Raw genomic sequence first — 16,018 nt, 5'->3', positions numbered from 1 at the left:
ATCTGGCAAGCACTACCAAATATTGAGAATTTACGACGAGGCCCCACTGGACCGCAGTCAAAAAATAAATATAATTCGGGATTCCATCTGTTCACAAGACTAATGTCACAGCCACTTGTAAAAATTTGTTTCTCTATTGCCAACGTTGCGCTTCATAATCATTGATTAAAGTCGTAATAAAATCGGCAGCGCCACTTTGGTTTTTGTGATTGAGAACATCCTCGGCATTCTCTAAGGCATAATTACCGTGGAAGGTATCAATAACTTCCCCTTCTGGATTGAGCACTTCAACAGTATTGGCATCCTCAGCAAAGCGCAGTGTGTAGCTGCCTTTTTCACTATCTAGGTTAGCCTGCTTGCCACCGCCAGCCAAAGCCGCCTGCACATCTTTTAAATGAATCATCTCGCCACTTCCTTTTTCGTTTGATAGCTCTAGTATACTTAGATGCTGGAAAAAGTCTTGCGAAAGCTCTTTCAAAATGAAAAATGATTACAAAAAAAGAAGCTGTGACATTCGTTAAAACAGAGGCAAACTTAACAAACAATTTCTAGCAAAAAATACTAAAGACTGTCAATTTGCGATTCGGACCTACTGGACCACAGAAGCAAATGTACTTTCTGTCTTGCGGAACCACTGAGCCACAACGACAAAATATAATAAGTTTGGGGTTTTATCTGTTAAAAAGACTAATGTCACAGCCTCTAAAATTTATTTTACGACTAATTTATCAAGACTTCCTAAGGCTAAGGTCATCTCAGCAATTTGTCCTAGCTGATTTAATCGATTGCGGCGGACAGCTGGATCTTCTGCCATAACCATCGTCTGATCAAAATAAGTTTCAATTAGTGGCCGTAAATTTCGCAATGTTTCATAATTTTCCGCCATCGTTTGATTTGCGAATTTTTCTTTGGCTTGTTGAACAGCTTGGAATAAATCATCCTCTGCACCATTTTCAAATAAGTCTGGACTAACTTCGGTCAACTCGGCAGCTTCTGCTTTATTGGCAAGATTTAAGACCCGAGTTAAAGCTTCAATGGCCGGCCGGAAATCAACATCCTGCATATGCTCCTTCAAAATTTTCGCAGAGCCGAATAAGCGGGTTAAATCAGCTTGGTTCGCCCCTAAAACGGCATCAATCACATCATGACGCACATCTTTTGTTAACAAGAACTGGCGTACACGACCTTTAATAAAGTCGACCGCTTCCTTTTGACCTTCGACTAACGACAGACCAAATTTTTGCTTGTCCGCATTAATCGCCTGATCAGCGGCTGCTTGTAAATCAACCAATGGAAAACTCCAGCCTTGCGCTTCGACAATCCGCACCACGCCGTAAGCTTGTCGGCGTAAAGCGTACGGATCATTAGAACCACTTGGAATCATGCCGACTGCAAAGAAACTGAAGATGCTATCCAATTTGTCAGCCACAGCTAAAACTGCCCCGACGGCTGTTTTAGGCAGCTCGCCTTCACTACTGATTGGCAGATAATGTTCCCGAATAGCTGTCGCAACAGCAGGTTTTTCTCCCTGCAACAAGGCATATTTTTCTCCCATGATTCCTTGCAATTCAGGAAATTCACCCACCATGTTGGTGACTAAATCAAATTTATAAATCTCAGAAGCTCGCTTTAAATCAGCTAATTCTTCTGCTGATAAGCCAACTTGTTTGCCTAAAAGTTGAGCAATTAATGCCACTCGCTGCATTTTTTCGTAAATGCTACCGATTTTTTCATGGAAGGTGACTTGTTTTAGTTTTTCAACACAGCTGGCAATCGTTAATTTTTTATCTTCATTGTAGAAAAATTCAGCGTCCTCTAAACGGGCAACTAAAACTTTTTCATTGCCGTGAATCACATTGTCGATTTTTACGCTGTCACCATTACGCACGGAAATAAAATGCGGTAATAGCTGATTATCTTGATTCCGTACATCAAAATAACGTTGATGTTCTTTCATCGAGGTCACTAGAACTTCTTCTGGAACGGCCAAATATTTTTCGGCGAAGTTGCCGACAAAAGCGGTGGGATACTCCACCAAATTATTGACTTCTTCTAATAACTCTTCATCCAGCTCAACCACAAAATTATTTTTTTCAGCTAAGGCTTGAATTTGTTGGCGTATTAAATTTTTACGTTTCGTTGAATCAACAATAACAAATTGTTCCGCAAGTTTTTCTTCATATTCGTCGACGTGCTTAATCGTCACATTTTCCCCTAAGAAACGGTGTCCGCGAGTTGTTTTACCTGTTTCAATATCTAAAATCTTGAAGGGCACCACTTCTTCTCCTAACAACGCAATCAACCAGTGAATAGGGCGAATATAAGCTAAATCATAATCTGCCCAATGCATTGTCACCGGGAAAGTCAAACTCAAAATAACCGATGCCAAGTTGCTCAGGACTTCTTTGGTTGTCTTGCCGGCCAGCTGTTTTGTGACGTGAACGTACTCAACGCCTTTAATTTCTTTAAAAGTGATAGCATCAGTTGTCAGTCCTTGACCGCGGACAAATCCTTCGGCAGCTTTTGACCAGTTGCCCTCAGCATCTTGCGCAATCTTTTTGGCTGGACCTTTGACTTCTTCTTCGATGTCCTCTTGTTTTTCCGGCAGACCGAGGACTTTGACCGTTAAACGGCGAGGCGTGCCATAGGCTAAAACAGAATCGTAATTTAAGCGATTGTCATCAAGAAATGCTGTGACTTTTGCTTGCAGTTGTTGGATACTTGGTGTCACCACATGGGCTGGCATTTCTTCTAAGCCAACCTCTAATAAAAAATCTGTCATTTTATTTGTCCCCCTTTGCTGCTAATAAAGCCTCAGCTTTTTTGCGGTCTAATAATGGATAGCCTAATTTTTCCCGCTCCGCTACGAAAATTTTGGCAACCGCTTTGGCCATATTGCGAATGCGGGCCAGATAACCAGCTCGTTCAGTAACCGAAACGGCTCCTCTTGCATCTAATAAATTAAATGTGTGGCTGCATTTCAAAATGTAATCATATGCCGGATGAACTAAGTTATCAGCGATACAGCGCTTCGCTTCTTTTTCAAAACGCTCAAAGTTGCCTAAAAGCAACTCCTGGTCACTGATTTCAAAGGAATATTTTGAATGCTCATACTCCGGCTGTTTGAAAATTTCGCCGTATTTAACGCCCGCCGACCATTCTAAATCATAAACACTTTCGACTTCTTGGATGTAAGAAGCCAAACGTTCCAAGCCATAAGTTATTTCTGAGGTCACTGGTTTACAAGGCAAACCGCCAACTTGTTGGAAATAAGTAAATTGCGTAATTTCCATCCCATCTAACCAAACTTCCCAGCCTAGACCTGCACAGCCCATCGAAGGATTTTCCCAGTTATCCTCAACAAAACGAATATCATGTTCCAACGGATTAATGCCTAAAAGCTGCAAGCTTTCCAAATATAACTCTTGAATATTTTCCGGTGAAGGTTTCATCACCACTTGAAACTGATGATGCTGATACAAACGGTTTGGATTTTCACCGTAACGGCCATCAGCAGGGCGGCGGGAAGGCTCCACGTAAGCTGCATTCCACGGCTCAGGTCCAATCGCTCTTAAAAAAGTGTAAGGGCTCATCGTTCCGGCCCCTTTTTCTGTATCATAGGCCTGCATTAATAAGCAGCCGTTGTCTGACCAAAATTTTTGCAAGGTTAAAATCATTTCTTGAATCGTTAATTTTTTTGACATCTGTCAAACTCCCTTCGATTTTAAAAAATAAAACAAAAAAGCCCTATGCCATCACTAAGACGACATAGGGACGAATAAGTTCGCGGTTCCACCCTACTTCCGGAAATCTCCGGCAGCTTCATTTATGTATACTTGCAAGTGCCCCTTCAAAAATTGCTGGTATCTGACTTCCACTGCCTCAGACTCGCTTTAACTGCGCTATTTTTTACTGTGCTTGCTCAAACGTATGATTCGATTAGCTATATGATAGTCTGAAACAAAAGAAAAGTCAAACTTCTTTCTGCAAAAAGAAAAATTTTTTCAAACAAGCCAGCACTTAAGACTCTGGTGAATCCTCGTCCTTTTCGATTGCATCTGCACTTGCATCTTGTGCTAAATCTGAAGACATTTCCGCTGGCTTTCTCTCAGGAATTTTTAGCAGATCCTCCCAGCTTTTCATCTGGTCGATAAACTTCTTACTCTTTAAATGAATGCCGACATATTCCTCGTAAAGCTGATCAAGCAATTGCCTGATGGCCGCCTTAGTCTCTGCTTTGATCGAAATATTCTCAATCTGTTTAACATCAATCGCTGAAAACATCCGGGCAAAATGAACCGCTCGGGGATCAGCATGATAACGCCGCTCGTCTTTGTACCAGTGCTTTTCACAGAGGACACCATTATAAGCCGAAGAGAAATCAAATTTCCCTTGGGTTTGACCGCAGATAACACAATGGTCCCAAATCAGGGAAATCCCAAAGCGATGAAGCAGCTGAATTTCAAAAATATTGGTGATGATTTCTGGATCATAGCCTTCCTCTAGCATCGTTAAGGACTGTTCCAGAAAACGATACAAGTTTGGATCATACACTCGATCATCAATCGCCGCATCCACCAAACTTAAAATATAGGTGCCGTATGCGCTGATAAAAATATCTTCGCGAATTTTACGAAAGGCGCGGACTTCTTTGACACTGTTTAAAAAAGACAGTCCGTCACTTTTAAATTGACCGATATAGACTGCTTCGGTAAAAGGTTGAATCGCTGGTGTCAGAGGATTGTTTTGCCGATGGGCCCCTTTGACATAAAACATCATCTTCCCAGCTGATTCCGTAAAAATTTTAACTAGCTTATCCTTTTCCTTGTAATCTCTGGCAAAAAGAATCAAGCCTTTAGACTCCGCAATCGCCATCTGGACACCTCCTCAAGAAAAAAGAGCAACAGTAGCTGTCACTCTCACCTTTATTTTGATACTCGTTATTTTAATACTCGTCCTTACGATAACCGTAATCCTGCAGGTAGGTTTGTTTATCCCGCCAATCTTTTTGGACCTTTACCCAAAGCTCTAGGAAAACTTTGTCGCCTAAAAGATTTTCAATATCTTTGCGGGCCTGAGTACCGATATTTTTCAGCATCTTGCCGCCTTTACCGATAATAATTCCCTTTTGACTATCCCGCTCAACGATAATTGTCGCTTGGATATGGACCTTGTCGTTTTCATTTCGCTTCATGGAATCAATTACCACAGCTACGGAATGGGGCACTTCATCGCGGGTCATAAACAAAACTTTTTCGCGAATTAATTCAGAGACAATAAAATATTCTGGGTGATCGGTCACCTGATCATCTGGAAAATACTGAGGGCCTTCTGGCATATGACTGATTAAGGCTGTCATCAGGTTGTCAAAGTTATTGCCCTCAGTCGCAGAAATGGGCACCACTTCAGTGAAGTCCATTTGCTTGGCATAATCATCAATAATTGCCAATAATTCATCCGGATGAATTTTATCAATCTTATTAATTACTAAAAAAACGGGCGCTTTTGTTTGGCGCAGGCGTTCGATAATCATATCGTCCCCTTTGCCCCGCTTTTGATCTGCACTCACCATAAATAAAATGGCATCGACTTCCCGCAGCGCACTGTAGGCGGTCTCCACCATAAAATCCCCGAGACGGCTTTTCGGCTTGTGAATTCCCGGTGTATCAATAAAAATCAATTGGACATCTGGTGTTGTATAAACCCCTTGAATTTTATTGCGGGTGGTTTGCGCCTTGTCACTCATGATTGCAATTTTTTGACCGACGATGCGATTTAAGAGGGTTGATTTGCCGACGTTAGGCCGGCCGATAATCGCAATGAAACCTGATTTATGTTCAGACATAGCTAAATCCTTTCAAGATAAAATTAATTTAGAAAAACCATGCTTGCAAAAGCTGCCAAATTCTTGGCAGGAAAATAAAAGCCCCGATGATTACCGCAAAGCTTGCCGTAATTAAAACTGCACCGGCGGCCATATCTTTGATTCGTTTACCAATGGGATGAAAATGAAAATCGGTAACCATATCCACCACATTTTCAAAGGCGGTATTAATTATTTCTACAATAATTACCAGAAAAATAACCAGCAACAGCCAGCGCCACTCGCTGGCATTCAAGCGAAAGATAATTCCCGCTAAAATAGCTACGGCGCCTAATAAAGTATGCTTGCGCATATTCGCTTCTTCTTTATAGACGGTCCGAATTCCTTGAAGCGCAAATTCTAGCGAAGAAATAAATTGTCGGTTTTTTTTAATGTTGGGCTCATCAGAGTCGTTAGCCGGCAAATTCTTAGTCGCTGGATCAAAGACCTTTAAGTTATCCTGCTCTGCTTTTTTTGCTGGGCTTTTTTTAGTTAGCTCTTGCTTATCTTTTAAGTCCATAGGCATCCAGTATCTCTTTCTGTAGACCAAACATTTCCTTTTCATCCTCAGGCGTCATGTGATCATAGCCATTGATATGCAAAAATCCATGAACCGCCAAAAAGCCTAGCTCGCGATCGTAGGTGTGACCGTATTCGGCAGCCTGTTCTTTGGCTCTTTCCGTTGAAATCATGATGTCACCAAGCATTCTCGGAAAATCAGCCAGCTCTTCATCGTCAAAGACTACCGGAATTTCATCGGCCCCTTCTTCTTCGAGGGCAAAACTAATGACATCCGTAGGAGCATCCTTGCCTCGGTAATCCCGATTGATAATTTGAATGGCAGCATTCTCCATAAACGTCACAGACATTTCAGTATTCTCCGGCAGTTTTAAAAAATCAGCCGCAAACTGCAGCAGGTCATCAATCTCCTGAATTTTTTCAGGAGTGACAGCCGCTGTCTCATCGATAAAGGTAATATCCATCTACTCTGCTCTTCTTTCTTGTTCTTCTTTCATCTTTTCAGCCTCCGAGCGCATCTTCGGATATTTAATCCGAGAATGGAAGGTGCTGGCTAAACCGTTAATTAACGATTGTTCCACCATGCGAATTTCGCCCAAAGTTAGACCGCTTTCGTCTAGCTGTCCATCACTAATACGTGTTTCAATCAGATTATGAACAAACTCACGAATTTTTTCATTGGTGGGATTATCCATCGCCCGCACCGCTGCTTCACAGCTGTCGGCAATATTTACCACGCCGGCTTCTTTAGTTTGGGGCCGGGGACCAGGATAGCGGAAATCGGCTTCTTTAACATCCGGATTTCTTTCCTCAGCCTTCATATAAAAATAACTCATTAATGTCGTACCGTGATGCTGCTGGCAAATATCAATAATCATTTGCGGCATCTTAGCTTCTGTTAAAATTCTAACTCCGTCAATAACATGCCCAAAAATAATTTGGCAGCTATCTTCTGGCAACAGGAAATTATGGGGATTTTCAGCCCCTTCTGGTAAATTTTCCACGAAAAAGTTAGCGTGCTTAATTTTCCCGATATCATGATAATAACAAGCTACTCGGGTCAACAAACTGCGTCCGCCAATTTCAGCAACGGCATTGGCCGAAAGATTCGCGACCATCATACTGTGATGATAAGTTCCCGGTGCCTCTTCTAACAATTGTTTCAACAACGGATGATTCGGATTGCTCAATTCATTTAAAACAATTGCGCTGTCATCAGTAAATAATTGTTCGATGTAAGGATGCAGACCAACCGACAATAGGTAAGCCAAAGCACAACTGAAAAAAGCACAGGATAGCGTCATCCAAGTTGCCCCTTCAGTGAAACTCATCCCTTGATAGACAACTAAAGTCAACATTAAAAGCATTGGAAAAACGATTAGCCAGATAGTTGCAGGCAGTCCTTGTTCAGAAACTCGGGTCCGTTTAACAACGGTACCCAAGAGACCGCTGAAAGCATAAAACAGTAAAACAATTGTTAAACTATTGGTGCCGGCAGAATCATAATAAATCAGAAGAGTAAAAATCACTTGAAAAATGGCGCTGATAATTCCCGCCCGTCGATTAAAGAAGAAACTCATCAACAACGGTGTAAAACTCGCTGGGAAAAACAGCGGAATGTAAGTCAAATCCCCCATGTCAAACAGCTGGAACAATTTAATCATCAAGACGCTCATCAGCATCGTAAAGGAATAGAAAATAATAAAATTCGTTTTGATGGGCTCTGCCAGCTGGCGGCTAAAATAAACTAGCACAATAATCTGCAATAAAATCCCCATCGCCAAGGCAATGATTGGAAAAATCGAAGTTGAAGAGCTAGTCATCCCTAATAAATCAAGTTTTTCAATCGCTTCGGCATCAATTTGATTGCCTTCACGAACAATAATTTCCCCTTGATAAATGATTACCGGCTGAACTGCTGCTTCGGCTTCTGCCTGCAATTGCTCAGTCCGTCGCTCGTTTAAAAATTCATTGGCAACGATGCCTTCATTAATCAGATAAGTGATGGCTTGCTGCTGACTAGTGGTGATATCCAGATAAGTTAACTGGCTGATAGCTTCTTCTCTAGTGGTATCCACATCATCATCACGAATTCGTGAGTTCATGGCTCCTTCGATACTTTCAACCGCTTGGTCACGAACTGCTAGAATTTCATCGCTGGTCATAGCAAAAATACTTTCATAAAACCGTGAAGGCAAATCTTGATAAAAAGTCAGCTGATCATCTGTAGCTGACTCAAATTTGGTTTTTAAAGCTGCCACCCGTTCGTCAATCGTTGGCTGTGGGATGGTTTCCCCTTCAGCCGCCGCAGCTTTTTCTTTTTGATACTGCTGGTCGATTTCAGTGTTCGTCTGAGTAATTAAGGTGAATAATTGAGTGACGGTGTCGACTTGTTCAGTCACTAAGTCTTCTTGATAAGTATATTCCGGTGTCACCGCTTCAGCAGCTAATTGCTTTCGCTGATTGGTGGCCGTTGTGTTTTCAACTGTCTTATTAGCCCGGATATTTTCCTCAGCCACTTGTCCTTCTTGGTAATCGACAGATTGCTGTTGCACACTAGAAAAAATAATCCCAAAGACCGCTAAGCCAAAAACACCAAAAATTACAGGGAAAAAGAACTTCCCTAAAACATCTCTAAACTGTGTGAGCCATTTACTGAGCATTTCTTTCCTCCCAATTCAAAATTAAGTGTCGCTCCGTAAAGAATCCTTTTCATAGGCATCAATAATTTCCGCTACAACTGGGTGGCGGACTACATCACTGGAATCAAAATTAATAAAATCAATTTTTTTGATATTCCGTAAAGTGCGTTCTGCGTGCATTAAGCCACTAGTCACGCCGCGAGGTAAATCGACTTGTGACGTATCGCCGTTAATAATCATTTTGGAATTAAAACCTAAACGGGTCAAAAACATTTTCATTTGGGCGATGGTGGTATTTTGCGCTTCATCTAAAATAACAAAGGCATCATCTAAAGTCCGTCCCCGCATATAGGCTAACGGTGCAATTTCAATCACGCCCCGCTCCATTAAGCGATTCGTGTGATCCGTACCAAAAATTTGATAGAGGGCATCGTATACTGGCCGTAAATAAGGATCAACTTTTTCCTTTAAATCTCCCGGTAAGAAGCCGAGATTTTCACCAGCTTCGACTGCCGGACGAGTCAAGATAATCCGTTGCACTTCGCCTTTTTTCAAGGCAGCAATCGCCATCACAACAGCCAAGAAAGTTTTCCCTGTGCCGGCTGGTCCAATGCCAAAGACAACATCATGATGCTTCACCGCTTCAAGATACCGTTTTTGGCCAAGATTTTTGATACGAATGGCTTTGCCGTTGCGATCTTTGACAATTTCTTCGCTGTACATATCCGTTAAGTATTCCAAATTACCGTTACGGGCCATTTTTAAAGCGGTCACCACATCCGGCGTATTAATTTTAATCCCGCGGGCAATTAAAGCCTGCAGCATTTTGATAACAGAGACCACCAATTCTGCTTCTTCGGCGTCTCCAATGACTTGAATAATTTCACCCCGAGAACGGATTTCCGTGTGGGTGTTATCTTCTAAAAATTTAATATGTTTATCATGGGCGCCGAGTAAAGCACTGGCGTCATCTGTTTCCGTCAATTTTATTTCAATTGAGGTTGTTTCGTTATCTGGCAAAAGCTGCGCACTCCTTCAGTATTTCATTCATTGTATTTTACCATACTATCAGTAAAAGGAAAAATTAGGCACATTATGTAAAGCGACCGTCGCAGGAAGTAAATTGTTACGGTCAGAAAATTAGTTTTTTGTTTTTTTACAAACAAAAAACTGTAGCCGATTTCCCATGGGAAAACCAACTACAGTTCAATTTTCAAAATATTAATCAGCTAAAAGTTCTTTTACGATGGCATTGACTTGATTGCCGTCAGCTTTGCCTTTGACAGCAGGCATCACAGCCCCCATCACTTTACCAAATTCACTTTTGGAAGTGGCTCCGGTCTTGGCAATCGCTCCTTGAACAATCTCGCGGATTTCTGCTTCCGACAGCTGAGTCGGCATGTATTTTTCCACGACAGCAATTTCACCTTGAACTTTTGTGACTAAGTCATCGCGATTAGCCTTTTCAAATTCTGCCAAAGAATCACGGCGCTGTTTCATCTCACGAGCTAAAACAGTCAATTCTTCTTCGTCATTTAATTCATGGCCAACTTTGATTTGTTCATTTTGAATAGATGCTTTTAACATGCGAATTACAGTTAAGGACTCCTTGTCTTTCGCCTTCATCGCCGTTTTCATGTCATCATTCAGCGTATTCAGTAGTGACACGCTATCAGCTCCTCAAAAGTACTAGAATTTTTTACGTTTTCTAGCTGCTTCAGATTTTTTCTTACGCTTCACGCTTGGTTTTTCGTAGAATTCACGCTTGCGAGATTCTTGCAAAGTACCCGCTTTTGACACGGAACGTTTAAAGCGACGAAGAGCATCATCAAGAGATTCGTTTTTACGAACGACTGTTTTTGACATTATAATTCCCCTCCCTCCGAGCATTAAAAGTAACCGTTTCGCCAATTGACTATACATCAAAAAACAACACTGTCCATATGTCATTATATCGAAAGGAAAAATCATCGTCAAGCTGTTCTAGAAAAAAATCTGAAAACTCCCGATTTTTCTTTGTTATTTTTGACAATCTTCACAACGACCCAAAATTTCAAAGCGATGGCCTTCAATCGAACACCCCTGTAACTGTCCTTCAAAAAAATCCATTGGGCACATGTGAATTTCTTTGGTTTTACCGCAGACCGTACAAATAAAATGATGATGATGCTCGTGAGCGCCATGTCCACAATGAATGCGGAACTTCATTTCACCATTTAAATCAGTTTCCTCTAAAATTTCAAAGTCGCTGAAATCATGCAGATTACGATAAACTGTATCATAACTGACACCAGGAAATTCCTGATTCATAAATTCGTGCACTTCTCGGGCCGAGACATAACGATTCTTTTTGGCTAGAAACTCAATAATCGTCGCCCGCTTTTTGGTATATTTAAAACCATTTTCTTTTAATGTTTGCAGGGCTTCTTCAATGACAGATTGTTTGGCCAACTGACACACCTCTTTTTTTAACGTTTCAACTAGCTTTTTGTAAATCAGAAACATTACGATTTTTAAATTCTTTTTTATGGTATAATAATTTACAAAAATAAGCAAGTGAGGTTTTTTAAAATGAGTGAAGAAAAACAAATTGTCACCATTTTTGTGATTTCCGATTCCGCTGGTGAAACAGCGTCAAAACTAGCTCAGGCGACGATGGCTCAGTTTCCAAGTGTGGAATTTTGTATCTTCCGACGCACCTTCGTCAATGATGAAGATACGTTAAAGAAAGCTCTGGCGGATGCCAAGCTAGAAGACGCCTTGATTCTCCATACTCTCATCAATAAAGATTTGGCGAAATTAACCGATCAATATTGCCATGAAAATGATTTGTTTAATATGGACTTATTAAATCCGCCAGTGCGAGAAATCTCCCGCAGAACTGGGATTGATCCAACACTGGAACCGGGTGCTTTACATCATTTAAATGAAAATTATTTCCAAAGAATTAAAGCGATGGAATTCGCTGTGAAATACGATGACGGTAAAGACCCTCGCGGCTTTTTAGAGGCCGACATTGTCTTATTAGGGGTTTCCCGCACATCAAAAACGCCTTTAAGTCTTTTTCTGGCCAACAAGAATTTTAAAGTTGCCAATTTACCTTTAATTCCTCAGGCTCATATTCCAAAACAAATTTTTGAAGTGGACCCGAAAAAAATCGTCGGTCTGACCAATGACCCGGAAATTTTAAACAATATCCGCAAAGAACGGATGCGGGCCTACGGAATGAATCCCGACACTGCCTACTCAGACATTGATAAAATTAAAGAAGAATTGACCTTTGCCAATGACCTTTATGAAAAACTTGGCTGTGTCGTAATCAACGTTGCCTCTTTATCGATTGAAGAAACAGCTTCGATGATTTTCGATGCCTTGGATTTAGTTGATCATAGTTATTTTACTCCAGTAGAGTAATTTAAAAAAATAAGTCAGTGAAAACCAGATAATTAAAACCTATCTGGCTGTCACTGACTTTTATTGTTTAACTGGTTTTCTCAAGTGACGAAAAGTTTTTTCTGCGATCACCGACCATAACAATTATTAAAACGAAACCAAATAAAATCGCAAAAATAAAGAATGGGGCTGTTAAACTACTTGAGCCCGTCAATAATTGAATTACTTGCATAGCGACAGGAGCTAAGAAGTTGCCAATATTGCAGCCAATAAAAATCAATGAAGTTGCAAATGCTACTGTGTTTTTTGTTGTAACGTGATCCAAATTGTTAAAAATATACGGGAAACACCAAGCTCCCGGGATACTTGAGATAAATAACCCGGCTAGTAACAAAGTCAAACTGTTTCCAGAAAAGCCAATACACAGATTAGATAAAATAAAACAGGCAATTCCCACGTACATTGTTTTACTTCCCAAAACTTTATTAACTGAGCCAAAGACGAGCCCAGCCACAATACCAAGAATTGGCATCAAGGCCAAAAAGTTGCTTGCATTAAAGTCCATGCCACGAATTTCCGTTGCGATAGAAGAAAAGCGAACTGAAATAGCGATGCTGTTCATGACTAATAAAATTGCCAAAAGCATCAAAGCAAAGACTTGCGGATTCATTTTTTCTTTTTTACCGATGTAGTCTTCGGCGATTTTTAAATCTGGTACCTTCAAATAAAATAGCAGCGCAATCGGAAATGCTAAGGCATAGACAGCAAATGACCAAGTCCAACTGATATTTAATAAGACACCCGCTATGAATATCAAGACTGTTTGTCCGATAGCCTCCATCGAATTACGGAAACCCAAAAGATTAGCTCTGGTGTCACCATCATACAGACCAGTGATATAACTAACCGCTAATGAATTATAGAGACCAAGTCCAGCACCTAAAATGATTCTACTAGCTAAGATAACAGAAAAATTACTGATAAATACTGGCATTAGACCACCGACACCAGCTAGTAATAGGCCGATGATGACAGTTTTCTTCATACCAATTTTTTTGGCAACATAACTAGAAAGCAAAATGCAAATTACTACAGAAATACTTGGTGCTGTCCCTAATAGTTCACTTTGACTCTGACTAATTCCCAAAGCATTTCGCATTTGGGGAATGACTCCATTAATTGCCTGAGAGCTAGTCAGCATTAATGATATTAATAAAACACTCAGCTTTGTTAAAGAATTGGTCTTTCCCATCTAAATCTCTCCTTTTTTTGTTAATACCCAGATTCGAGAATCAAAATCATACGTCTCAGGTAAATTATTCTGTTGGTTAATTTGACCGCTCGAGCTATCACTTGTCAAAAAGCCAATATTCATTAATTCACTACCTGAATATTCTTTTCCATTAATTTCATATAAAAAGTTTTCCTTTAACCCATGAAGAATGATTCGGTCATAACTTTTATTGACTTCATTCAAAATTTTATAAACAGCTAGCACTGCTTTTTCTTGATCTTGATCAACAACCATCCAACTAACTTGATTTTGATTGTCAGAAAATGGTGAACTTAATCGATAAAACATGCCATTGTGCAATAACTTTTGATACTTCTTATAAAACTTAATTTGTTCTTTTACTTCTGCTAACTCTTTTTCTGACAATCTGTTTAAATCCAACTCGTATCCAAAAGCTCCAAAGAAGGCGACATTCCCTCGGGTATGCAACGGTGTTTTCCGATTGGTTTGATGATTTGGTGTAATTGAAACATGTGCTCCCATTGAAGACAAAGGATACAACAGGCTAGTTCCATATTGGATTTTCAAGCGTTCAATTGCATCCGAATCATCACTAGTCCAAGCTTGAGGAGCGTAATAAAGCATTCCTGCATCAAAACGACCTCCTCCTGATGAGCAAGATTCAAACAAAACATTGGGATACTTTGTTGTCAGCATCTCGTATAATTTATAAACACCCAAAACAAAACGGTGGAAGACTTCTCCCTGCTGATTGTCTGACAAGTTCAGCGCATAAACATCTGTCAGGGGCCGATTCATATCCCATTTAATATAATCGAGTTTTGATTCCTCAATAATTTTACTCATTTGTTCAAAGATGTTTTCAACGACTTGATCGTTTGCATAATTCAAGACATATTGATTACGGCCATGTTGAAGAGCACGTTCAGGTGTTTGAATCACCCAGTCCGGATGGTTGCGGTAGAGATCACTTGCTTTGTTCACCATTTCGGGTTCAAACCACAACCCAAACTTCAGTCCCAGCTGGCGAATCTTTTCAGATAAACTGCCAATACCTTGAGGCAATCTTTCTCGATTCACAAACCAATCTCCCAAACCGCCATGATCATCATTTCGTTCACCAAACCAACCATCATCCAAAACAAACAAATCAATATCAACTGCTTTGGCTTTTTCTGCGATTGCCACCAGTTTTTCTTCATTAAAATCAAAATAAGTCGCTTCCCAATTGTTTAACAATACTGGCCGCTCTCTATCCCGCCATTCACCACGAGCCAAACGATTTCTAAAAAGCTGATGGAAAGCTTGACTCATACCATTCAATCCTTGAGATGAGTAAACTAAAACTGCCTCTGGTGATTGAAATTCGGATTGTGGCATCAATTGCCATTCAAAACCAAAAGGATTAATGCCTACCTGCAAGCGAGTAACATCCCAAGTATCAACCTCAGCTTGAATTAAAAAGTTTCCTGAATAAATTAAAGATACTCCAATAGCTTCCCCGCTGGATTCATTTGTCTCACGACGTTTCAACGCTACAAAAGGATTATGTTGATGACTTGAAACACCTCTGGTTGACTCAACCGATGTGATTCCTTGTTCTAATCGCCGTTCCTTGATAAAACGTTCTCTTCCCCAAGCGCCTGATAATTGTAACCATTCATAATCTGAATCTGAAAAATCTAGCGATAAACTATCAAGCTTTTCCAAAGCGACTTTTTCCGTCCCTTTATTTACAATCTTTTGGCTACGAGTTATCACTGGGTAATCTTTGAAAATTGTAAAAAGTAATTTAACTTCCACATGTGTCAAGGAATCTACCAGCGTTATAACTAAAGTGCTTGCCTCGGCTTCCTGCTCTACATAAGTCGCAGGTAAATCTTTCAATTTCGATTTTCCTTTAAGAATCTGATACTCTTTAAAAATAAAATCTGAAATCAGCGATCCATTAGCTTGCTTTATTTGGATAGCTGGATGGCGAAAGTCTGTTGCACCGTATTCTGGTAATTCTTGTTGAACGTGCTCTAGCGAGTATAATAAGTCACCTTCATTCCGGTAAGTTGTCATTGGTCGATGTTGTAATTCAATTAAATATGAGTAGTTTCTATCCATTGGGACTTGCTTACCATAGTGCAAGTGTAATAATTTTCCATCTTTTGAAATCTTAAAAATGTAACTTATCAGCTGATTCCTCAAATGAAATTGTTTTGTCTCCGGTAAATATTCAATTAATGTCTGATGATTGCTCATCTTGCCACCTCCTAAGAATTAACTCAATTATAAAAAGCCCTTACAAAAATCGTAAGCGCTCTTTAGGAGGAATATTTGTCAATACTTGATACCTTT

General features: G+C 40.3%; 15 protein-coding genes. 1 reads left to right on the top strand and 14 read right to left on the bottom strand.

Going from position 1 to position 16,018, the window contains the following annotated elements; translation table 11 throughout:
* Nucleotides 1-133: 133 nt before the first annotated feature.
* From AC1Z3S_RS11565 to AC1Z3S_RS11510, 12 genes are all read right to left on the bottom strand, one after another.
* Nucleotides 134-403 carry a hypothetical protein gene (locus AC1Z3S_RS11565; protein ID WP_461740486.1) on the bottom strand — a complete coding sequence of 90 codons (270 nt, stop codon included), beginning with the start codon at nucleotides 401-403 and terminating at the stop codon, nucleotides 134-136.
* A 306-nt stretch (nucleotides 404-709) separates the two neighbouring features.
* The gene (gene glyS / locus AC1Z3S_RS11560; protein ID WP_461740485.1) at nucleotides 710-2,782 is read right to left on the bottom strand and encodes a glycine--tRNA ligase subunit beta; all 2,073 of its coding nucleotides are present in this window, start codon (nucleotides 2,780-2,782) and stop codon (nucleotides 710-712) included.
* A gap of 1 nt (nucleotide 2,783) precedes the next feature.
* Nucleotides 2,784-3,704, bottom strand: coding sequence for a glycine--tRNA ligase subunit alpha (gene glyQ / locus AC1Z3S_RS11555; protein ID WP_461740484.1), 921 nt, complete (start codon nucleotides 3,702-3,704; stop codon nucleotides 2,784-2,786).
* A gap of 316 nt (nucleotides 3,705-4,020) precedes the next feature.
* The gene (gene recO / locus AC1Z3S_RS11550) at nucleotides 4,021-4,875 is read right to left on the bottom strand and encodes a DNA repair protein RecO (RefSeq protein WP_461740483.1); all 855 of its coding nucleotides are present in this window, start codon (nucleotides 4,873-4,875) and stop codon (nucleotides 4,021-4,023) included.
* 70 nt (nucleotides 4,876-4,945) lie between these two features.
* Nucleotides 4,946-5,845, bottom strand: a complete 900-nt coding sequence (gene era, locus AC1Z3S_RS11545) for a GTPase Era (protein ID WP_461740482.1) — start codon at nucleotides 5,843-5,845, stop codon at nucleotides 4,946-4,948.
* A gap of 28 nt (nucleotides 5,846-5,873) precedes the next feature.
* The gene (locus AC1Z3S_RS11540) at nucleotides 5,874-6,287 is read right to left on the bottom strand and encodes a diacylglycerol kinase family protein (protein ID WP_461740527.1); all 414 of its coding nucleotides are present in this window, start codon (nucleotides 6,285-6,287) and stop codon (nucleotides 5,874-5,876) included.
* Between the two features lie 79 nt (nucleotides 6,288-6,366).
* Complete coding sequence (gene ybeY, locus AC1Z3S_RS11535; RefSeq protein WP_461740481.1) at nucleotides 6,367-6,846, bottom strand: rRNA maturation RNase YbeY; 480 nt, start codon at nucleotides 6,844-6,846, stop codon at nucleotides 6,367-6,369.
* Nucleotides 6,847-9,045 (bottom strand): HD family phosphohydrolase, encoded by a 2,199-nt coding sequence (locus tag AC1Z3S_RS11530; RefSeq protein WP_461740480.1) that lies wholly within the window; start codon nucleotides 9,043-9,045, stop codon nucleotides 6,847-6,849. It abuts the gene before it with no gap.
* Between the two features lie 21 nt (nucleotides 9,046-9,066).
* Nucleotides 9,067-10,044, bottom strand: a complete 978-nt coding sequence (locus AC1Z3S_RS11525) for a PhoH family protein (RefSeq protein ID WP_461737749.1) — start codon at nucleotides 10,042-10,044, stop codon at nucleotides 9,067-9,069.
* A 201-nt stretch (nucleotides 10,045-10,245) separates the two neighbouring features.
* On the bottom strand, nucleotides 10,246-10,692 hold the full coding sequence (locus AC1Z3S_RS11520) for a GatB/YqeY domain-containing protein (protein ID WP_461737750.1): 447 nt from the start codon (nucleotides 10,690-10,692) through the stop codon (nucleotides 10,246-10,248).
* 21 nt (nucleotides 10,693-10,713) lie between these two features.
* Nucleotides 10,714-10,890: a 30S ribosomal protein S21 gene (gene rpsU, locus AC1Z3S_RS11515; RefSeq protein ID WP_002356740.1), complete on the bottom strand. Its 177-nt coding sequence runs from the start codon at nucleotides 10,888-10,890 to the stop codon at nucleotides 10,714-10,716.
* A gap of 153 nt (nucleotides 10,891-11,043) precedes the next feature.
* A complete protein-coding gene (locus AC1Z3S_RS11510) occupies nucleotides 11,044-11,475 on the bottom strand; it encodes a Fur family transcriptional regulator (RefSeq protein ID WP_265459064.1) in 432 nt (143 codons plus the stop codon).
* Between the two features lie 120 nt (nucleotides 11,476-11,595).
* On the opposite strand from AC1Z3S_RS11510, the gene AC1Z3S_RS11505 reads away from it, so the two are divergent.
* The gene (locus AC1Z3S_RS11505; protein ID WP_461740479.1) at nucleotides 11,596-12,438 is read left to right on the top strand and encodes a pyruvate, water dikinase regulatory protein; all 843 of its coding nucleotides are present in this window, start codon (nucleotides 11,596-11,598) and stop codon (nucleotides 12,436-12,438) included.
* A gap of 67 nt (nucleotides 12,439-12,505) precedes the next feature.
* Here the strand turns inward: AC1Z3S_RS11505 and AC1Z3S_RS11500 are convergent, their stop codons facing one another.
* Together AC1Z3S_RS11500 and AC1Z3S_RS11495 are read right to left on the bottom strand one after the other, a co-directional pair.
* Nucleotides 12,506-13,669: an MFS transporter gene (locus tag AC1Z3S_RS11500; protein WP_461740478.1), complete on the bottom strand. Its 1,164-nt coding sequence runs from the start codon at nucleotides 13,667-13,669 to the stop codon at nucleotides 12,506-12,508.
* Complete coding sequence (locus tag AC1Z3S_RS11495) at nucleotides 13,670-15,922, bottom strand: alpha-galactosidase (protein ID WP_461740477.1); 2,253 nt, start codon at nucleotides 15,920-15,922, stop codon at nucleotides 13,670-13,672.
* Nucleotides 15,923-16,018: the final 96 nt, after the last annotated feature.

The organism is Enterococcus sp. LJL90 (assembly GCF_056924355.1).
Note: the sequence above shows the minus strand (reverse complement) of the source record. Positions and strands in the feature narration are given on the sequence as shown.

Coding starts and splice junctions, on each gene's coding strand:
- AC1Z3S_RS11565 (WP_461740486.1), bottom strand. CDS start 403: ATGATTCATTTAAAAGATGTGCAGGCGGCTTTGGCTGGCGGTGGCAAG.
- glyS (WP_461740485.1), bottom strand. CDS start 2,782: ATGACAGATTTTTTATTAGAGGTTGGCTTAGAAGAAATGCCAGCCCAT.
- glyQ (WP_461740484.1), bottom strand. CDS start 3,704: ATGTCAAAAAAATTAACGATTCAAGAAATGATTTTAACCTTGCAAAAA.
- recO (WP_461740483.1), bottom strand. CDS start 4,875: ATGGCGATTGCGGAGTCTAAAGGCTTGATTCTTTTTGCCAGAGATTAC.
- era (WP_461740482.1), bottom strand. CDS start 5,845: ATGTCTGAACATAAATCAGGTTTCATTGCGATTATCGGCCGGCCTAAC.
- ybeY (WP_461740481.1), bottom strand. CDS start 6,846: ATGGATATTACCTTTATCGATGAGACAGCGGCTGTCACTCCTGAAAAA.
- AC1Z3S_RS11530 (WP_461740480.1), bottom strand. CDS start 9,045: ATGCTCAGTAAATGGCTCACACAGTTTAGAGATGTTTTAGGGAAGTTC.
- rpsU (WP_002356740.1), bottom strand. CDS start 10,890: ATGTCAAAAACAGTCGTTCGTAAAAACGAATCTCTTGATGATGCTCTT.
- AC1Z3S_RS11505 (WP_461740479.1), top strand. CDS start 11,596: ATGAGTGAAGAAAAACAAATTGTCACCATTTTTGTGATTTCCGATTCC.
- AC1Z3S_RS11500 (WP_461740478.1), bottom strand. CDS start 13,669: ATGGGAAAGACCAATTCTTTAACAAAGCTGAGTGTTTTATTAATATCA.
- AC1Z3S_RS11495 (WP_461740477.1), bottom strand. CDS start 15,922: ATGAGCAATCATCAGACATTAATTGAATATTTACCGGAGACAAAACAA.